Origin of the sequence: Streptomyces sp. WZ.A104 (assembly GCF_002382885.1) — a bacterium.
In the GTDB taxonomy this organism is placed as follows: domain Bacteria; phylum Actinomycetota; class Actinomycetes; order Streptomycetales; family Streptomycetaceae; genus Streptomyces.
This window is the reverse complement of the sequence record NZ_NWVL01000001.1, coordinates 1-16,842: the sequence shown is the minus strand read 5'-3', so window position 1 is coordinate 16,842 and position 16,842 is coordinate 1. Positions and strand designations below refer to the sequence as shown.

Annotated in this window: 17 protein-coding genes and 1 pseudogene; 5 read left to right on the top strand and 13 right to left on the bottom strand. The window is 70.8% G+C overall.

From position 1 onward, the window contains the following. Positions 1-4 precede the first annotated feature (4 nt). The 6 genes from CIB93_RS00090 to lxmA all read right to left on the bottom strand — a co-directional run bounded on the left by CIB93_RS00090 (position 5) and on the right by lxmA (position 5,321). Positions 5-910, bottom strand: coding sequence for a bifunctional 2-polyprenyl-6-hydroxyphenol methylase/3-demethylubiquinol 3-O-methyltransferase UbiG (locus CIB93_RS00090; protein ID WP_257001938.1), 906 nt, complete (start codon positions 908-910; stop codon positions 5-7). Positions 911-915: 5 nt separating this feature from the next. Continuing rightward, entirely contained in the window at positions 916-1,896 is a 981-nt protein-coding gene (locus CIB93_RS00085; RefSeq protein ID WP_096622718.1) for a T3SS effector HopA1 family protein, read from the bottom strand. Next, positions 1,893-3,269 (bottom strand): class V lanthionine synthetase subunit LxmK, encoded by a 1,377-nt coding sequence (gene lxmK, locus CIB93_RS00080; RefSeq protein WP_096622716.1) that lies wholly within the window; start codon positions 3,267-3,269, stop codon positions 1,893-1,895. Before lxmK ends, CIB93_RS00085 begins: the two co-directional genes overlap by 4 nt. Further along, the gene (locus tag CIB93_RS37355) at positions 3,266-4,429 is read right to left on the bottom strand and encodes a hypothetical protein (RefSeq protein ID WP_306454796.1); all 1,164 of its coding nucleotides are present in this window, start codon (positions 4,427-4,429) and stop codon (positions 3,266-3,268) included. Before CIB93_RS37355 ends, lxmK begins: the two co-directional genes overlap by 4 nt. 2 nt (positions 4,430-4,431) lie before the next feature. Further along, complete coding sequence (lxmD, locus tag CIB93_RS00070; protein WP_096622712.1) at positions 4,432-5,010, bottom strand: peptide terminal cysteine decarboxylase LxmD; 579 nt, start codon at positions 5,008-5,010, stop codon at positions 4,432-4,434. A gap of 95 nt (positions 5,011-5,105) precedes the next feature. Then, on the bottom strand, positions 5,106-5,321 hold the full coding sequence (gene lxmA, locus CIB93_RS00065) for a lexapeptide family class V lantibiotic (RefSeq protein WP_096622710.1): 216 nt from the start codon (positions 5,319-5,321) through the stop codon (positions 5,106-5,108). Positions 5,322-5,514: 193 nt separating this feature from the next. Here lxmA and CIB93_RS00060 point away from each other — a divergent pair, with 193 nt between their 5' ends. Both CIB93_RS00060 and CIB93_RS00055 read left to right on the top strand, forming a co-directional pair. Then, complete coding sequence (locus CIB93_RS00060; protein ID WP_096622708.1) at positions 5,515-7,326, top strand: ABC transporter ATP-binding protein; 1,812 nt, start codon at positions 5,515-5,517, stop codon at positions 7,324-7,326. 131 nt (positions 7,327-7,457) lie between these two features. After that, on the top strand, positions 7,458-7,991 hold the full coding sequence (locus CIB93_RS00055; RefSeq protein ID WP_096622706.1) for a hypothetical protein: 534 nt from the start codon (positions 7,458-7,460) through the stop codon (positions 7,989-7,991). Positions 7,992-8,129: 138 nt separating this feature from the next. On the opposite strand, the gene CIB93_RS00050 is transcribed toward CIB93_RS00055, so the two are convergent. Next, on the bottom strand, positions 8,130-8,468 hold the full coding sequence (locus tag CIB93_RS00050) for a helix-turn-helix transcriptional regulator (protein ID WP_257001937.1): 339 nt from the start codon (positions 8,466-8,468) through the stop codon (positions 8,130-8,132). A gap of 170 nt (positions 8,469-8,638) precedes the next feature. Here CIB93_RS00050 and CIB93_RS00045 point away from each other — a divergent pair, with 170 nt between their 5' ends. Then, positions 8,639-9,631, top strand: a complete 993-nt coding sequence (locus CIB93_RS00045) for a helix-turn-helix transcriptional regulator (RefSeq protein ID WP_096622704.1) — start codon at positions 8,639-8,641, stop codon at positions 9,629-9,631. Between the two features lie 18 nt (positions 9,632-9,649). Here CIB93_RS00045 and CIB93_RS00040 read toward each other — a convergent pair whose 3' ends face one another. The 6 genes from CIB93_RS00040 to dnaK form a co-directional block, all read right to left on the bottom strand. Beyond that, positions 9,650-9,904: a hypothetical protein gene (locus tag CIB93_RS00040; protein ID WP_179499893.1), complete on the bottom strand. Its 255-nt coding sequence runs from the start codon at positions 9,902-9,904 to the stop codon at positions 9,650-9,652. Next, positions 9,883-10,227, bottom strand: a complete 345-nt coding sequence (locus tag CIB93_RS37580; RefSeq protein ID WP_179499892.1) for a hypothetical protein — start codon at positions 10,225-10,227, stop codon at positions 9,883-9,885. The genes CIB93_RS00040 and CIB93_RS37580 overlap by 22 nt, the downstream gene beginning before the upstream one ends. A gap of 241 nt (positions 10,228-10,468) precedes the next feature. Beyond that, positions 10,469-10,921, bottom strand: coding sequence for a heat shock protein transcriptional repressor HspR (locus CIB93_RS00030; RefSeq protein WP_096622702.1), 453 nt, complete (start codon positions 10,919-10,921; stop codon positions 10,469-10,471). A gap of 1 nt (position 10,922) precedes the next feature. After that, on the bottom strand, positions 10,923-12,113 hold the full coding sequence (gene dnaJ / locus CIB93_RS00025) for a molecular chaperone DnaJ (RefSeq protein WP_096622700.1): 1,191 nt from the start codon (positions 12,111-12,113) through the stop codon (positions 10,923-10,925). A 96-nt stretch (positions 12,114-12,209) separates the two neighbouring features. After that, a complete protein-coding gene (gene grpE, locus CIB93_RS00020) occupies positions 12,210-12,860 on the bottom strand; it encodes a nucleotide exchange factor GrpE (protein WP_096622698.1) in 651 nt (216 codons plus the stop codon). Further along, a complete protein-coding gene (gene dnaK, locus CIB93_RS00015) occupies positions 12,857-14,722 on the bottom strand; it encodes a molecular chaperone DnaK (protein ID WP_096622696.1) in 1,866 nt (621 codons plus the stop codon). Before dnaK ends, grpE begins: the two co-directional genes overlap by 4 nt. 408 nt (positions 14,723-15,130) lie before the next feature. On the opposite strand from dnaK, the gene CIB93_RS00010 reads away from it, so the two are divergent. Both CIB93_RS00010 and CIB93_RS00005 read left to right on the top strand, forming a co-directional pair. After that, positions 15,131-15,898 (top strand): sugar transferase, encoded by a 768-nt coding sequence (locus tag CIB93_RS00010; RefSeq protein ID WP_257001936.1) that lies wholly within the window; start codon positions 15,131-15,133, stop codon positions 15,896-15,898. A gap of 148 nt (positions 15,899-16,046) precedes the next feature. Beyond that, a pseudogene (locus tag CIB93_RS00005) lies at positions 16,047-16,842 on the top strand (Fe-S oxidoreductase); the annotation flags it as partial.

Genomic DNA, 16,842 nt, shown 5'->3' with positions numbered 1-16,842 from the left:
CATATCAGCCGCCCGAGTTCAGCGGCCGGAACACGGACACGCACATCTTCCGGCTGTCGCCCCCGTCGAAGGGCTGCTCGCGCCAGCCCGCGTACCGGCCGACGAGCTCCAGACCGGCGATCGCACCGAGCAGGTCCAGTTCGCCCGGCCACACGTACCGCATCACGGTCGTCGCGGACCTGGGGGCGTCGCCGTCCAGGAAAAGCGTGCTCTGCAACATCATGTTCTGCGAGGCGGGCAGCACGCCCACCGACTCGATGAGCGCCCCGCGCGCGCCGATCGGGTAGGTGTTGACCTCGTTCTTCTTCTGTACGTGGTAGTCGCTCGGGTCGAACGTCTCGATCACCACGTGCCCGTCCGCCGTGACGTGCCGCGCCATCGCGTGCATCAGCGCGATCTGCTCGTCGACCGCCATCGCGCAGCACAGCACGTTGAACGGGGCCAGGACGACGTCGAAGGCGCGGCCGAGGTCGAGACCGGAGAAGTCACCGTGGACCGGGGTGATCCGGCCCTCGGGGTCCTTCTCCGCGAGGCGCGCCAGCATCCCTTCGGAAGACTCGACACCGGTGACGTCGAAGCCGCGCTCGGCGAGCGGAAGCGCCACCCGGCCGGTGCCGACGCCGAGTTCGAGGACGCTCGCGCCGGGTGCGGTGAGGGTGAGCAGGTACGTCGCGATGTCGTCGAGGTCCGGGGTGCTCGGGTAGATGTCGTCGTACACACCGGCCAGCGCGTCGCTGTAGGCGGCGGTGATCGCCGCGCCGAAACCTCCTGCGCCGACGGCGGTTTCGCCGTCCTCCGCCGCCTCAGGAATCTCAGAAGTCTCCGCCGCCTCAGGAATCTCAGCAGCGGTCTCCGTCGTCTCCATCATGTCTGCCGTCTCCGTCGTCTCCGTCGTCTCCGTGATGATCATCGGGCTCACACTCCAGCGGTCGCGGTGATGGTGGTTCCGGCAAGGTTGTTCTCGGGGTGCTCGGGGTCGATGCCCGCTTCGCGGAAGGCACGTACGACGTGGTCGGCGAGGTCGCCGGACCCGGGCGCCTGCGCGTGGTCGACGAGGGCTGTGGCCAGCGCGAAGCTGCGGTGCTGCCCGAAGCTCATGCCGTCACGGCCGGGCCGCGGATCGCGCGGGTCCCACGCGGCGGCGACGCCGGGGGCGAGCCTGGCGGTGAAGAGCGAGGTGTCGGAGCCGAGGCCCGGCAGGTCCCGTACGGCTTCGGCCACCGCCCGCTCGGCCGGCACGTGGTCGCCGTGCAGATAGACGACGACGCTGTCGCGGCGCGGGTAGTCGTCCTCGTCGGACAGGACCTTGGCGTGGTACCGCGCCCCGACGCCCTCCAGCGCGGCCAGCGCGGCGGTCCACAGCCCGACGGCCCCGTCCGCGTCGCGGGCGTGGAGGAAGAGTCGGCGGACCGGACCCGCGGGAGAGGGCAGGGGCCGCGAGCCCATCACGTAGAAGAAGCCGGGCGAGAGGGCGGGCCGTGCCGCCTCAAGGGCGACCTCGACCAGTTCGCCGGGGACGGGCGCACCGGGGCCGATGAGCCGGTCGGCGGTGAGCCGCGCGGTGATCTCCGGCAGCCGTACGACCAGTTCACCGCCGTCCCCGACCTCCAGCAGCCGGCCGGTGACCGGTGTCGTGGCGTGCGGCACGGCCGCGGAGAGGCGGCGTTCCAGCGCGGAGTCGCGCAGCGTACGGCGGGGCGGGGCGTCCGCTTCCCGGCGGTGCGCCCCGTTCCCGGCGTGGAACTCCTCGTACAGCGCGTTGGTGAGCCGCCCGCGCAGGTCGCGTGGGCTGTCCGCGGTCAGCCTCCGCCCGGCGACCCGCGCTTCGAGGGCGTCGGCGCGTACGGACACGAGGTCGAGCGCGGCGACGAGACGCGGCGCGGGGGTGAGGGTCATCGGGAGCTCCCGGACGGGGCGGAGTCGGTACGTCGTACGGCTTCGTTACGGAGTGCGGCTTCGTTACGCCGTACGGGGTCAGTACGCCGTACGGAGTCGGGCGGTGAGACGGTCGGCGGGGCGTCAGGGGCGGCGTCGGGCTTCGACGCGGCTGTCGTATCGGTCAGGCGCAGGGTGGTCACCGCACCGGCCGGATTCAGCAGCAGCGTCCGCCCGATCCCGGCGGCGGCGCGCGCGACCGGGTTGAGGACGGCGTGCGCCTGCGCGGTGGCGATGAGCCGGTCGTACAGGTGCCATCCCGCGAACCCGACGGCCCGTTCGGCGAGTTCCGGATCCGGGGTGCGGCAGCCGGTGTAGCCCTCCCAGAAGGCCGCGATACGAGGGATGTGGCGGCGGAGTCCGGCCGCGCCGCGTTCCACGATCTCCTCGTGGGCGAGGTCGAAACCGAGCGCGACGGAGTCCTGCGCGGCCGTGGCCTCGCCCGTCGGTGCGAAGACGGAGTACGTGGCCTGGAAGAGCCACTCGCCGACGAACGCGCCGACGTCGCGGGCCGGGTCGGCGAGCCGGAACTCCTCCCAGTCGCAGAGGTGGAGCGTCCCGCCGTGGACGAGGAACTGGTCGAATCGCAGATCGCAGTGGGCGGGGGTGTGCGGTGCCCTACGCTCCCGCTCCCGCAGCCGGTGGAGCGCGGCGACGGCCTCCGTGTCGTCCTGGACCAGCTTCCAGGCGGCGATCTGCGCCATGCTGCGGTCCTGTACCTCGCTCCACGGGAACGCCCGGAGCCAGCGCATCGGCGGCAGCGGGGCTTCGGCGGTGTCGATGGCGGGGGCCGCGTCGGCGCCCGGGTCCGCACCGGACTCCGGCGTTCCCATCGCATGCAGCGTGGCGATGGCCCGTCCCGCCTCCCGGCAGAGCTCCTCGTCGAAGTCGCCGTCCAACGCGACCTCCGAGCCCGAACGGGCCCCGGGCAGCAGCCGGAAGGCGCTGACGGCGGCGGCCCGGTCGGTGCCCAGGTGTTCGGGGGTACGGAGCGGCGAACCGGCCGGGAGCCGCGCGGCCGCCGCCTCGAAGGCGAGGGCGCGGTCGATCTCGGGCCGACTGCCGTCGGGGGCGCGGGCGACGGTCTTGACGAAGACCTGCTGGCCGCCGGTCGTCGTACCGGCCCAGTTGTCGTTGCGCCCGCCGAAGGCGGTCAGCCCGTCCGGCACGAAGGGGCCGAGCCCCAGCCGCTCCAGCAGCGCGTTCACCTCCGGCGCCGTGTCGAGACCGGTCGGCCGGAACCGGATCAGCGCGGGCGCATCGACCGTCGCTCCGGTCGTCTCCGTCGTGCTTGGCCCGCTCGTCGTGCTCGTCGTGCTCGTCGTGCTCGTCATGACACTCCTCGGGGGACCGCGCGGCGGCCCTCCTCATCGATCAACTCGGCAGTGAAGGCGAGGTAGTCGAGCAATTCGTCGCTCCACTCGCAGTACGTGGCGAAGTCCTGCATGTGCGTGACGACGCGGAGCACGGCGCAGCGCCCGACGGCACCCGGGTCGTACACCGGCCCCCAGAGCCGGTGGCCGTCACCGTCGCCGCCGTTGTCGTTGTCACCGTCGTTGTCGCCGTCGTTGTCGTTGTCGCCGTCGTCGCCGTCGCCGTCCTCGTCGTACGCGCCGAGGAACACCCGCTGGAGGACGGCCGCGGACGGCAGCCCCGCGCCCTCCCCCGCCGTCCGGTAGAGCGGTGACGACCAGGCCAGCTCGACGAGGTCGCCCAGCATCCAGCCCAGGTCCAACTCCCGGCGGCCCACGCCCAGGTCCTCGCCGGTCAGCAGCGCCACCCTGCCCCGGCTCCGGGGCGGTACGAGCGAACCGGCCGACGCCCAGCCGTGCAGCGGTACGGCAGAGGCTCCGGGGCCCGAGGGGCGTACGGCGTCGTCCGCCCAGTCGAGCAGCCGCTCCGCACGGTCGCCGCCCCACACCTCCAGAGCACACCGGCGCAGCCGGGCAGCCGCCGGGGCGAGCGTCCCGGTCCCGGCCGCCCACTCCCGCAGCCGCCGCACTCCCGGTGGAGGGAGCGGCTCCGGGTCCGGGGGCAGGGGGACCCCGTGCAGGGCCCGGAGGGCGCGTGCGGCGGCGGCGAGGGAGTGGGCGACGAGCCGCCCGGCCTGCGGGCGGGGGTCCCGCAGCCAGGCGGCGGCCGATGCGGACCCGGCGGCCCGGTGGAGCAGCCCGTCTCCGTACGGCGTCCCGGTGGACAACAGCGCGGCCCCCGTGGCGGGTTCCAGGTCGGGGACGAGGCGCAGCAGCCGACCGGGCGCGCGGAGCGGGCCGACACGACGAGGGCCGGGCCCGTGCCACCACAGGAAGTCACCGACACCGTCGTCGACAGCCACGCCGGCACCGGCACCGGCACCGGCACCGGCACCGGCACCGGCACCGGCACCAAGGGTGTCACTGGCGCCGCTGCCGGGGACCCGGTGCACCCGGGTGACCTGAAGGCCGGTGCCGTACTCGGCCACCAGAACGGCCCTACCGGCAAGGGGATGTGCCACGCTCACAGCGCACACTCCTTCCGGCGCGCGACGCACAGGTCGTACAGCTCGTTCAGCGGCGCGGAGCCACCGTCCTCCACCTCTCCGGTACTCGCGCTCCGCGCGGGGATCGTCGGGGCGAGCACCACACCGGGACGCTCGCGCAGGGCCGCCAGGTGCCCCTGGACGACCGGGCTCCCGAGCGCACCGGGCGGCAGCGACGGGGCGACGCCGACCAGGGCGCGGGTGGTGTGCAGAGCGACCATGAGCGGGGTGTCGGCGACGCCGAGGGCGAATCGGCCGACGAAATTCAGAGTGGCGGGATGGACGAGAATCAGATCCGCCCATTCCGCGAGGCTCACATGGGGTACGGCGACGCCGGAAAAAGCGTTCCAGTCGTCGATGAATACTTCTTTCCCGGAGAGTACGGCCACCGCGTCCGGTGACACGAATCGGCATGCGGAGCGGGTCAGCGCGACCCGTTTCTCCGTATCGGGAAAGGAGTTCCCGAGCCAGTTGATCCAGAACGGCAGGAAGGCGACGCCGAGGGCCCCCGTCCCCACGACGAGGATGCGCTCGAAGTCCCGTTGCTGTTCCTCCACGACGCCTCCTGTGCGCGTTGGGGGCCGGGGTCCGGCCGGAGCGTGCCCATGGCACGTCCGGCCGGACCCCGCGGCTCACAGCGAAGAGAGCCTGGTCAGCACTTGTTCTCGACGGTCTTCGCGGCGAGCGAGCCGAGAGCGGCGGCGCACTGCTGCGAGGAACGCGCGCTGATGATCGTGGCGCGGATGGCCCACGGGATGGTGGGGCTGAACGCCGGCGCGGCCTCCTTGCCGTCGTGCAGGCCGAGCTCCTCGGCGGAGGTGTAGGCGGTGTAGCCGTCGAACAGGTCCTTCTCGGTGACGTTCTGCATGAGAGTTGCCTCCATAGGCGAAAGGGGATTTACGTCCGGCATTCCCGGCCATCTCGGTGATGCCCGGTTTCCCGGTGTCCGTTGCGGACAGAAAGAATGTTGACCCACACCGTGAGGCCCGCACCATTGGCTCTTACGGCATTGCCGCAAACGACAGTTCCCCGCACAGGTAGAAGGGGATAGAACTACGGGTGTGAACACACCTGACGCAGAACAGTCTCCGGCGGAGCGGCCCGCGCTGCGGGCGCTGCTCTCGTACGCGCGTCCGCACCGCGGCATCCTCCTCACCGTGCTGGCCCTGACCCTGATGGGCAGCGCCGCCGGTCTGGCCCAGCCGCTGGTCATCCAGTCGGTGCTGGCGAAGCTCATGACGGGCGGAGGGCTGCGGGAGGACATCCTCCTGCTCTTCGGCCTGCTGCTCGCCTCCATCGGGCTGACCTGGCTACAGTCCTGGCTCAGCGAGCGGACCGCCGAACGCGTCGTGCTCCAGGTCCGCCGCGGCCTGATCGCGCGCCTCATACGCCTGCGCACGGCCGAGTTGGACCGTACCGAGCCGGGTGGACTGACCACGCGCGTCACCTCCGACAGCACGCTCGTGCAGCACGCGGCGACGGGCGGTCTCATCCAGCTCGTCGACGGGTCGATCCACCTGCTGGCCACGATCGTGCTGATGGGCATCGTCAGCCTGCCGCTGCTCGGCATCACCTCCGCCGTGCTGGTGGTCGTCGGCATCGCGATGGGCGTCGTCATGCCCCGTATCAAGCGGGTCACCACCGAGGCACAGACCTCCGTCGGCGAGATCGGCGCGGCACTCGACCGCTCGCTCGGCGCGGCCCGCACCGTGAAGGCCAACGGCGGCGAGGCGAAGGAGACCGAGCGGGCGACCCAGGCCGCCGAACGCGCCTACCGGGCAGGCCTCAAGGGCGCCCGCTACCACGCGCTGATCGCCGTACTGGCCGGGCTGATCGTCCAGGCGTCGTTCCTCGCCGTCATCGGCTTCGGCGGTGCGCTGGTCGCCATGGGCACCCTCGAACTGGCCGCGCTGATCGGCTTCCTGCTCTACCTGTTCAACCTGGGCGGCCCGGTCCTCTCCCTGGTCGGCGGCACCACCGCCCTCCAGCAGGGACTCGGCGCCCTGGCCCGGATCGAGGAGGTGCGGTCCATGGCGGCGGAGGACGACGTGGACGGTACGCCGTCGGCGCCCTCCGGCCCGCCGCCCCGCGTCACGGTCGACGGGCTGACCTTCGCCTACGAGGGGCGTACACCCGTCCTGAACGGCACGGGCTTCGTCGCACCGGCGGGGAAGGTCACCGCGATCGTCGGCCCGTCCGGCTCCGGCAAGACCACGGTGTTCTCCCTGATCCAGCGGTTCTACGACACCGACGACGGCCGCATCCTCCTTGACGACACCGACATCCGCTCACTCGGCCGGGCAGAACTCCGCCGCCGGATCGCCTACGTCGAGCAGGATTCCCCGATGCTGGCGGGCACGCTCCGGGAGAACCTCCTCTACTCCGCACCGGACGCGAGCGACGAAGCCGTCGCCGACGTGCTCCGCCGGACCCTGCTCGACGGCTTCGTCGCCTCGCTCCCGGACGGCCTCGACACGGCGGTGGGCGCCCGCGGCCTCGCCCTCTCCGGCGGAGAACGCCAACGCCTCGCCATCGCGAGGGCGTTGCTGCGCCGCCCGCAGGTCCTGCTCCTGGACGAGGTCACCGCGCACCTCGACGGGCTCAGCGAGACCGCTCTGCGCAGAACGGTGGAGGAGGCCGCACGGGACTGCACGGTGCTGCTCATCGCCCACCGGCTCTCGACGGTCACCACGGCGGACCGGCTGGTGCTGTTCGAGAACGGCCGGGTCAGCGACTACGGACGGCACGAGGAGCTGCTGGAGCGGAGCGCCCTCTACCAGGACCTCACCGCGACGCAGTTGACCGCGACGCAGTTGACCACGGCCCCGGCGGTCGCCACGGCAGCCGCGGAGACTGCTGCGACGATGCACTGAACTGCGCCGAAGCACCGCCGCGCCTGCGAGAATTCCGTACGCCAGTCCCGTACCCCAGTCCCGTACGTCACTGACTCCCTGCGAACACCCCCCTCAGCACGATCGCACGATCGAAGGATTCAAGGATCCAGATGACCGACACCACCCCCCTCCCCCTGCCCGCCTCGACCGAGGACGACCACTACGGGGAGATCTCCGTCGAACTCCTCGGCGAGCAGCGGGAGAAGCTCGTCGTCAGCGGCGAGCGGATTCCCACCATCACCATCGTCCGCGCCCCCGAGGCGGAGGTCGACGACCACATCGTCATCGGCACCCGCGACCCCCGGCACCTCACGATCACGGTGGACGGCGAGGCCGCGACGATCAAGCCCGGCAAGGGGAAGCTCCGGCGGCAGACGTACCGGGTCGACGTCCGTCACGCGGGCATCCACTACCGGCTCGTCCCGAACTCGATCCCGTTCAGCCGGCTGACCCGCGACGGCAAGCACCTCGGGGACTTCTCCTCGGACGGAGACCGCCGGGTGATAGCCGAGTGGCAGGAGGACGCCGGCACCCCCGAACCGCTCGACGCGGCCATCGGCTACGCGCTGTCGGCGGCGTTCGGCACCGGCGGTCAGCCGATGTGGATGATGGCGGTGGACGCGATCAGCGCGGCCCTGCCGTAGGGGCGGGCCCGTGAACGACCGAAGCCCCCTGCCGGAAGCAAGACTTCCGGCAGGGGACTTCGGCTTGCGCACTTCAATGTGCGCCCTTCAATGTGCGCACCTCGACGTGCGCACGTACCGCGGCGTCAGGTCACGGCGTCAGGTCACGGACGCGGCCCTCCTGATGTCCTCGGCATGCAGGTACGACACGATCGCGGCCTCGAACCGCGACTTCAGGTTCAGCTTGCGCACGATGCTCGACGTGTGGGCCCGAACCGTACGTTCCGTGATGCCGAGCCTCCGGGCCAGCCAGCGGTTCTGCTCGCCGCTCGCCAGCAGTACGAGCACTTCCAGCTCGCGTTCGGTGAGCGCGGCGAAGTCCATCGCCTGCCGCCCACCGGCCATCGCCCGCCCATGGGCAGCCGTCCGCCCACCGGCAGTCATCCGTTCGTCGACCGTCATCCGTTCGTCAGCCATCGCCGTCACAGCAGTCTCCATCCATTGATCGTCCACTGTCCCCCGTCCCGCGCCCGCCACCCGGCCGGCAGGGACTACCTGCTGCTTTACCTTTGCATTACCCTCTCCCTCATCAGTTCGACGGTTGCGCGGCATTTGACCGATGCGGCAGCACCGTCGGTTGTCGTGCGGCACGCGGGGGAGCGGCAGCAGTGAACGACGGAAGCCTGTCCATACTCGGTCTCAACACCACGGAGGAACGCGCCTACCGGCACTTCCTGCGCAATCCGGGCACCAGCACCGAGGACATCGGCGTCCTCCTCCACAGCCCGCGCGAAGAGGTGGAGAAGGCCCTCGCCCGGCTGGCCGAGCTGGGCCTGCTGCGGACCGACGGGCACGGCGGCGTCTCGGCGGCCGATCCGGAGACCGCGGTCGAGCGCCTCACGGAGATACGGCTGCGCGAGCTGCACGAACAGCTCCACCAGGTCACCAGGTCCCGGCATCTGGTCGCCGAGCTGACCGCCGAACAGCAGGCCCGGCCCCTCGCCACGCAGGGCGTGGAGCGGCTCGAAGTGCTCCGCCAGATCCGCGACCGGATCGACGACCTGGCCTTCTTCGCCCGCCAGGAGATCCTTTCCGTCGAGCCGTACACAGCACTCACCCCCGAGAACATCGCGCACGCCCGCCCGTTGGACACCCGGTGCCTACGTCGGGGCGTGCAGATCCGCAGCGTGGTGCTGCGGGAAGCACTCGACCACCCGCCCACCGTGGCCTACCTCCGCGAACTCACCGCGCAGGGCGCGTCGATCCGGGCCGCGGACAAGCTGTCCGAGCGGATCCTCGTGTACGACCGGCGTACGGCCCTGGTGCCCGTCGATCCCTCGGACACCTCGCGCGGCGCGCTGGTCACCCAGCAGGCCGGGCTGGTCTCCAACATCCTGGCCCTGTTCGAGAAGATCTGGACCGAGTCCACGGACCTCTCCGCCCTGATCGACACCCACCCCGCGCCCTCGGGCGTGCTGTCCGAGATGGAGCAGCGCGTCATGGAGGAGATGTGCCGGGTCGCCAAGGACGAGACGGGCGCACGGAACCTGGACATCTCGGTACGGACGTACCGCCGCCATGTCGCCGACGTGCTCCGCATCCTGGACGCGACCAGCCGCCCGCACGCTGCCCTGCTGGCCCGCGAGAAGGGCTGGATCTGAGACGGGAGAGGCAAGGCCCTACCCGCTCCCCTCCAGCACCCACCCCTCCAGGGCCCGGTCCCGCAGTGCCTCGGCGCACCGCTCCCGCGCGTCCCGCACGCCGCCGCGCACCAGGACGGTGATCCGGTCCTCCTCGATGTGCTGGCCGCAGTCCCAGTGCGCGGGCAGCATCCCGATGAGCCGGAGCACCGCGGTGCCGGCGGGCGCGGCGTCGGTGGAGGCACGGACCACCGTGATCTCCACCGGGTCCTCTACTGCCAGCCGTTGACGCACTTCACCTTGCCCATGAACGGTCCGACCGGCTTCGGCAGCGGTGCGCCGCAGAGCACTCGGGAGACCGCCGAGGTGACCCTCGACACCACGTCCGACACCGCCTCCGAAGCCGTACCGACCCCAGCACCGGCACCGGCACCGGCATTGCCCCCGGCCCCAGCCCCAGCCCCAGCCCCGGTCAACAGCGGCGCGGCGGTCGCGGACGCGGCGACCGTCCCGGCTCCGGCGCTCGCGTGGGCCGGTGCGGCGGCCGCTCCGACGACCAGCGCCAGGAGCAGTCCTCCCGCACCGACCATCCTCCCGGTGAACGCGTAGACACCCATCTCTTCCTCCCCGTACTCACTGCGTCACGTGTCTCGCCGGCTTCGTCCGCCGACGTATGTCAGCTTGCCAGCGGGGCGGGCCGGACCAGGCGGCGATCACTGTCAACTTGCTGCATGCGCCCCGGCCACTTGGTGCCAGCCGTGCGACGCCGCGGACATACGACGACGGCCGGGCCGGGAGAACATCTGGTGTTCTCCCGGCCCGGCCGTCGTCGTATGTACCCCCCGGTGCCCCGCCGCCCTACTCCGCGGACCGCTTCGGCTTGGGCCGCCAGACCACCAGCGCGCTGGTCTGCTGCACGTCCTGGTACGGCACCAGATCGCGGCGGTACGAGGCGTGCACCTGGGCCTCGCGCTGCTGCATGGCGACCGCCGCGCCGTCCACCGCCGCCGAGAGCTCGGCGACGCGCTGCTGGAGCGCGGCCACCTGGTTCTCCAGCTCGATGATCCGCTTGATACCCGCGAGGTTGATGCCCTCGTCCTGCGACAGCTGCTGCACCGTGCGCAGCAGCTCGATGTCGCGGGCCGAGTATCGCCGACCGCGCCCGGCCGTACGGTCCGGGGAGACCAGGCCGAGGCGGTCGTACTGTCGCAGTGTCTGCGGGTGCAGGCCCGAGAGCTGGGCCGCCACCGAGATCACGTACACCGGCGATTCATCGGTCAGCTGGTACGGATTGCGTCGACGGCCGTCCATCTCAAGCTCCCTTCGCAGCCTGGAACAGTTCCGCCCGCGGGTCCTCGTCCGCGGTCGCCTTCCGGTAGGCCTCCAGCGCGTCCCTGGCCTCCTGGCCGAGGGAGGTGGGGACCGCGACCTCCACGGTGACCAGGAGGTCGCCGCGGGTGCCGTCCTTGCGCACCGCGCCCTTGCCCCGGGCGCGCATCGTACGCCCGTTGGGGGTGCCCGCGGGAAGCTTCAGGGTGACCGGGGGGCCGCCGAGGGTGGGGACCTTGACCTCGCCGCCGAGCGTCGCCTCCGGATACGTGACGGGCACCGTGACCGTGAGATTGTCGCCCTTGCGGCCGAAGACCGGGTGGGCGCCGACGTGCACGACGACGTACAGGTCGCCCGCCGGACCGCCGCGCTCGCCCGGGCCGCCCTTGCCGCGCAGCCTGATCCGCTGGCCGTCGGAGACGCCCGCCGGAATCCTGACCTGCATGGTCCGGGCCGACTTCGCCCGGCCGCTGCCCTTGCAGACCTCGCAGGGGTCCTGGGCGATGAGGCCCCGGCCCTTGCAGTCCACACAGGGGTCGGTGAGCGAGAAGCCGCCGCCGCTGCCGCGCGAGACCTGGCCGGTGCCGACGCAGGTCGGGCAGACCCTGGGGGTGCCGTTCTTGTCACCGGTGCCGGAACACGCCTTGCAGGGCGCCTGGCTGGACATCCGCAGCGGGACCGTGGCCCCGTCGACCGCCTCGGTGAAGCTGAGCGTCACCTCGGACTCGACGTCCTGGCCGCGCCGCGGTTGGACACGGCTGCCCGTGCCGCCGCGGTTGAACAGCCCGCCGAAGACGTCTCCGAGACCGCCCCCGCCGCCGAAGCCGCCGCCCGCGCCGCCCTGTCCGCCGCCCGGTGCGCCCCCGCCGAAGAGGTCGCCCAGGTCGAAGTTGAAGTTGCCGCCGGCACCACCGGGACCGGCGCGGAAGCCACCGTTGCCGAAGAGGGCGCGCGCCTCGTCGTACTCCTTGCGCCGCTTGGCGTCGCCGAGGACGTCGTTCGCCTCGGAGATCTCCTTGAAGCGCTCCTCCGCCTTGGCGTCACCCTTGTTGGCGTCGGGGTGGTTCTCCCGGGCGAGCTTGCGGTACGCCTTCTTGATCTCGGCGTCGGTGGCGTCCTTGGGGACGCCGAGGACCTTGTAGTAGTCCTTCTCGACGAAGTCCTTCGTGCTCATCGACGTCCCTCCTTCCGGACGATCGGCCGAGCGGCCGGCCCGTGGGCCGACCGCCGGGCCGGTCGGTGTGCACCCTGGTGGTCAGACGCGTTGCCGTCAGACCTCCTCGGTGCCACCGCTCTCCTCGTCGTCTGTCTTCTCTTCCTTGGCCGCGGCGGGCGTGGCGCCCGGCTGCGGCTCGGCGACGGCCACCCGCGCGGGGCGGATGGTGCGCTCGCCGATGCGATACCCCGGCTGAAGGATCGCCACGCAGGTCGTCTCGGTGACGTCCGGCGCGTAGCTGTGCATCAGAGCCTCGTGGATCGTCGGGTCGAAGGGCTCGCCCTCCTTGCCGAACTGCTGGAGGCCCAGCTTCGCGACGACCGTCTCCAGCGATTCGGCGACCGACTTGAAGCCGCCGAGCAGCTCGCCGTGCTCCCGTGCGCGGCCGACGTCGTCGAGCACGGGCAGGAGCTCGGACAGGAGGTTCGCGACGGCGATCTCCTTGACCGTGACCCGGTCCCGCTCCACACGGCGGCGGTAGTTCTGGTACTCGGCCTGGAGCCGCTGGAGGTCCGCGGTGCGCTCGCCGAGCGCCGTACGGACCTGGTCCAGCTGTGCGGTCAGGCCGACGGTCTGGTCGGTGTCCCCGGCCGGGGCCGCCGCCTCCTCCTCGGAGGGAGCGGCGGCCTTCGGCTCGGCGTCATCAGGGGTGGCGCCGGAGGGGACGTCGGGCTTCTCCTCGAAGCCCGGAGTCTCCTCGGTCACGCCGCACCGCCCTTGGTGTCCTTGGTGTCCTTCTCGTCGTCCACGATCTCGGCGTCGACGACGTCGTCGTCGGCGGCCTTGGCCTGGCCGTCGCCCGGGGCCTCGGCACCCGGGGTCGCGCCCTCGGCCTGAGCGTTGGCGTACATCGCCTGGCCCAGCTTCTGGGAGACGGCGGCGACCTTCTCGGTGGCCGTACGGATCTCGGCGGTGTCCTCGCCCTTGAGCTTCTCCTTCAGCTCGCCGACAGCGGTCTCCACCTCCGTCTTCACGTCACCGGGGACCTTGTCCTCGTTGTCCTTGAGGAACTTCTCCGTCTGGTAGACGAGCTGCTCGCCCTGGTTGCGGGACTCGGCGGCCTCGCGGCGGGCGTGGTCCTCCTCGGCGTACTTCTCGGCCTCTTCGCGCATCCGGTTGACCTCGTCCTTCGGCAGCGAGGAGCCACCGGTGACGGTCATCTTCTGCTCCTTGCCGGTGCCGAGGTCCTTGGCAGCGACGTGCATGATGCCGTTGGCGTCGATGTCGAAGGCGACCTCGATCTGCGGCACGCCGCGCGGGGCCGGCGGCAGACCGGTCAGCTCGAACATTCCGAGCTTCTTGTTGTACGCCGCGATCTCGCGCTCGCCCTGGTAGACCTGGATCTGCACGGAGGGCTGGTTGTCCTCGGCCGTCGTGAAGATCTCGGAACGCTTGGTCGGGATCGTGGTGTTGCGCTCGATGAGCTTGGTCATGATCCCTCCCTTGGTCTCGATGCCGAGGGAGAGCGGGGTGACGTCGAGGAGCAGGACGTCCTTGACCTCGCCCTTGAGGACACCGGCCTGGAGCGACGCGCCGATGGCGACGACCTCGTCCGGGTTCACGCCCTTGTTGGCCTCCTGGCCGCCGGTCAGCTCCTTGACGAGCTCGGCGACGGCGGGCATACGGGTGGAGCCACCGACGAGAACGACGTGGTCGATCTCGGAGAGCTGGATGCCCGCGTCCTTGATGACGTTGTGGAACGGGGTCTTGCAGCGGTCCAGGAGGTCCGAGGTCAGCTGCTGGAACTGCGAGCGCGTGAGCTTCTCGTCCAGGTGCAGCGGGCCCTCGGCGGACGCCGTGATGTAGGGCAGGTTGATCGTGGTCTCGGTCGAGGACGAGAGCTCGATCTTCGCCTTCTCCGCGGCCTCACGGAGACGCTGGAGAGCCATCTTGTCCTTGGACAGGTCCACGCCGTGCCCGTTGGCGAACTGCTTCACCAGGTAGTCGACGACACGCTGGTCCCAGTCGTCACCACCGAGGTGGTTGTCACCGTTGGTGGCCTTCACCTCGACGACGCCGTCACCGATCTCCAGGAGGGACACGTCGAAGGTGCCGCCACCGAGGTCGAAGACGAGGATCGTCTGGTCGTCCTTGTCCAGGCCGTACGCCAGGGCGGCGGCGGTCGGCTCGTTGACGATGCGCAGGACGTTGAGGCCCGCGATCTCACCGGCCTCCTTGGTCGCCTGACGCTCGGAGTCGTTGAAGTACGCCGGGACGGTGATGACCGCGTCGGTCACCTTCTCGCCCAGGTACGACTCGGCGTCGCGCTTCAGCTTCTGCAGGATGAAGGCGCTCATCTGCTGCGGGTTGAAGCTCTTGCCGTCCAGGTCGATCTTCCAGTCAGTGCCCATGTGGCGCTTGACGGAGCGGATGGTCCTGTCGACGTTGGTGACCGCCTGGCGCTTGGCGACCTCGCCGACGAGCACCTCGCCGTTCTTGGCGAAGGCGACGACGGACGGCGTGGTCCTGGCGCCTTCGGCGTTGGTGATGACGGTGGGCTCGCCGCCTTCGAGAACGCTGACGACGGAGTTAGTCGTGCCCAGGTCGATGCCGACCGCACGTGCCATTTCAATTCCTCCAACTGACTACTTGAGTGGATCTGACTCAAGAATGCATGACACCCGCCCCCTAGTCAACAGACCTGAGTCGGTCGGGCTCAACTTAAGTGCTTATCCGGACCACACATCGCCCCCGCTCCCGCCCCACGGACACACCCGCGCACGCCACACCCCTCGCACACCCCGCACCCCACCGTCCCACCATGGGATCGTTCTGTCACAAAATGCCGCGAGACGGTCACAACCGTCCCCGACCGGCAGGTTTCACCGTGGATCGTCACACCATCGAATCTCGAACCCCGGGTGGGCGCGATGCAGAACGCGAGGAAGCGGCGCGTACGACAGAACAGGCAGAAGGAGAAGCGGAGGGAGAAGCGGAGGAGGCAGGGGCAGAACCCCGTACGCACACAGGCACCGGTGCCACCACAGCCCCGCCCCACGGAAGCCACACCGCCACCGGCCGCCCCCCGCACACCGGCCACCAGCCCCGCCGCCCCTCCCGCCGTCACCCGCTCGAACCCGGCAACAGCGCGCGGCCACTTCCCCTCGCGCCCCGCCGCCCACCTGACCGGCCTCCTGGACCGGGCGGAACGCCTGGCGGACCGCCTCGCCCCCCGCACGACGGCAGAACGGCTGCTGGACCTGACCCTCGGCACCGCCCTGCTGGCCCTGACCGCCCCCGCCGTAGCCGTCGGTGCCCTCGTCCTGACCGCCCGGCGCACCCCGGGCGGCGCCTGGGACCGCCGCCCCCGCACCGGTCTGGACGGCAGGGTCTTCGAGCTCCGCAGCCTGCGCACCCGACGGCTCCGGCTGGACCTGCTCTCCCGGCTCCCTCATGTCGTAAGGGGCGACCTCGCCCTCGTCGGCCCCGCCCCGCTGGCCCCGGGCGACCCCCGGTCCGCGCACCCCGGGGCCCGGCAGTGGCGGCAGGAGCTGCGGCCGGGACTCACCGGCCTGGCCCAGGTGCGGGCCCGCTCGGGCATGCCGTGGGACGACCCCGCCCTGCTGGACCAGCACTACGCAGAGCACCATGGAGTAGTACTCGACCTGGCGATCCTGACGGAGGCCGTACGCAATACCCTGCGGACGACCCTCCGACAGGCCAGCCCGACCGAGGCACCACCCGGGACACCACCCGGGACACCGCCCGCGGCACAGCCCAAGGCACAACCAAGGCACACCTGAGCGACACAGATCACCGCCCGCCCGGCTACAGCAGGGTGGACTAAGTGGATAGTGTCAGCACAGACCAAATAAGTTACTGCTTAGTAGTAGTGGGCAGTCGCACGTACGTAACTGGATCCCGCTCTCGCAGGCCCGAGGAGCCCTACTCATGCAACTCGCCGCGATCATCGTGTCGCTGGTGCTGACGGTCGTCGGCGTTGCGCTCATCACCCGAGCCATCGTGCAGATCTACCGCTTCGTCCGTCTGGGACAGGCAGTACCGGCAGGCAGCCGCACCGACGACCCCAAGCAGCGGACGATCACCCTGATCAAGGAGTTCGTCGGCCACACGCGAATGAACCGCTGGGGCGTCGTGGGCGTCGCCCACTGGTTCGTCGCCGTCGGCTTCCTGACGCTGGGCCTGACGATCGTCACGGCGTACGGCCAGCTGTTCAAGGCGGACTGGGTGCTGCCGGTCATCGGCGGCTTCCTCCCGTACGAGCTCTACATCGAGTTCATCGCGCTCGGCACGACCCTCGGCATCATCGTGCTGATCGCGATCCGCCAGCTGAACCTCCCCTCGCGGGCGGGCCGCAAGTCGCGCTTCACGGGCTCCAAGATGGGCCAGGCGTACTTCGTCGAGATCGTCATCCTCATCATCGGCACCGCCATCATGGCGCTGCGCGGCCTGGAGGGCGCCCTCCACCACGTCGACAGCTACGACCCCGCGTACTTCGCCTCGTACCCCCTGGTCCTGGCCTTCAAGGGGCTGAGCGTCGAAACGCTCCAGAACCTGGTCTACCTGTTCGCGATGATCAAGCTCGGTACGACGATGGTCTGGGCGATCACCATCTCGCTGAACACGAACATGGGTGTGGCCTGGCACCGGTTCCTCGGGTTCCCGAACATCTGGTTCAAGCGGAACGCGGACGGCGATGTCGCGCTCGGCGCGCTGCTGCCGATGA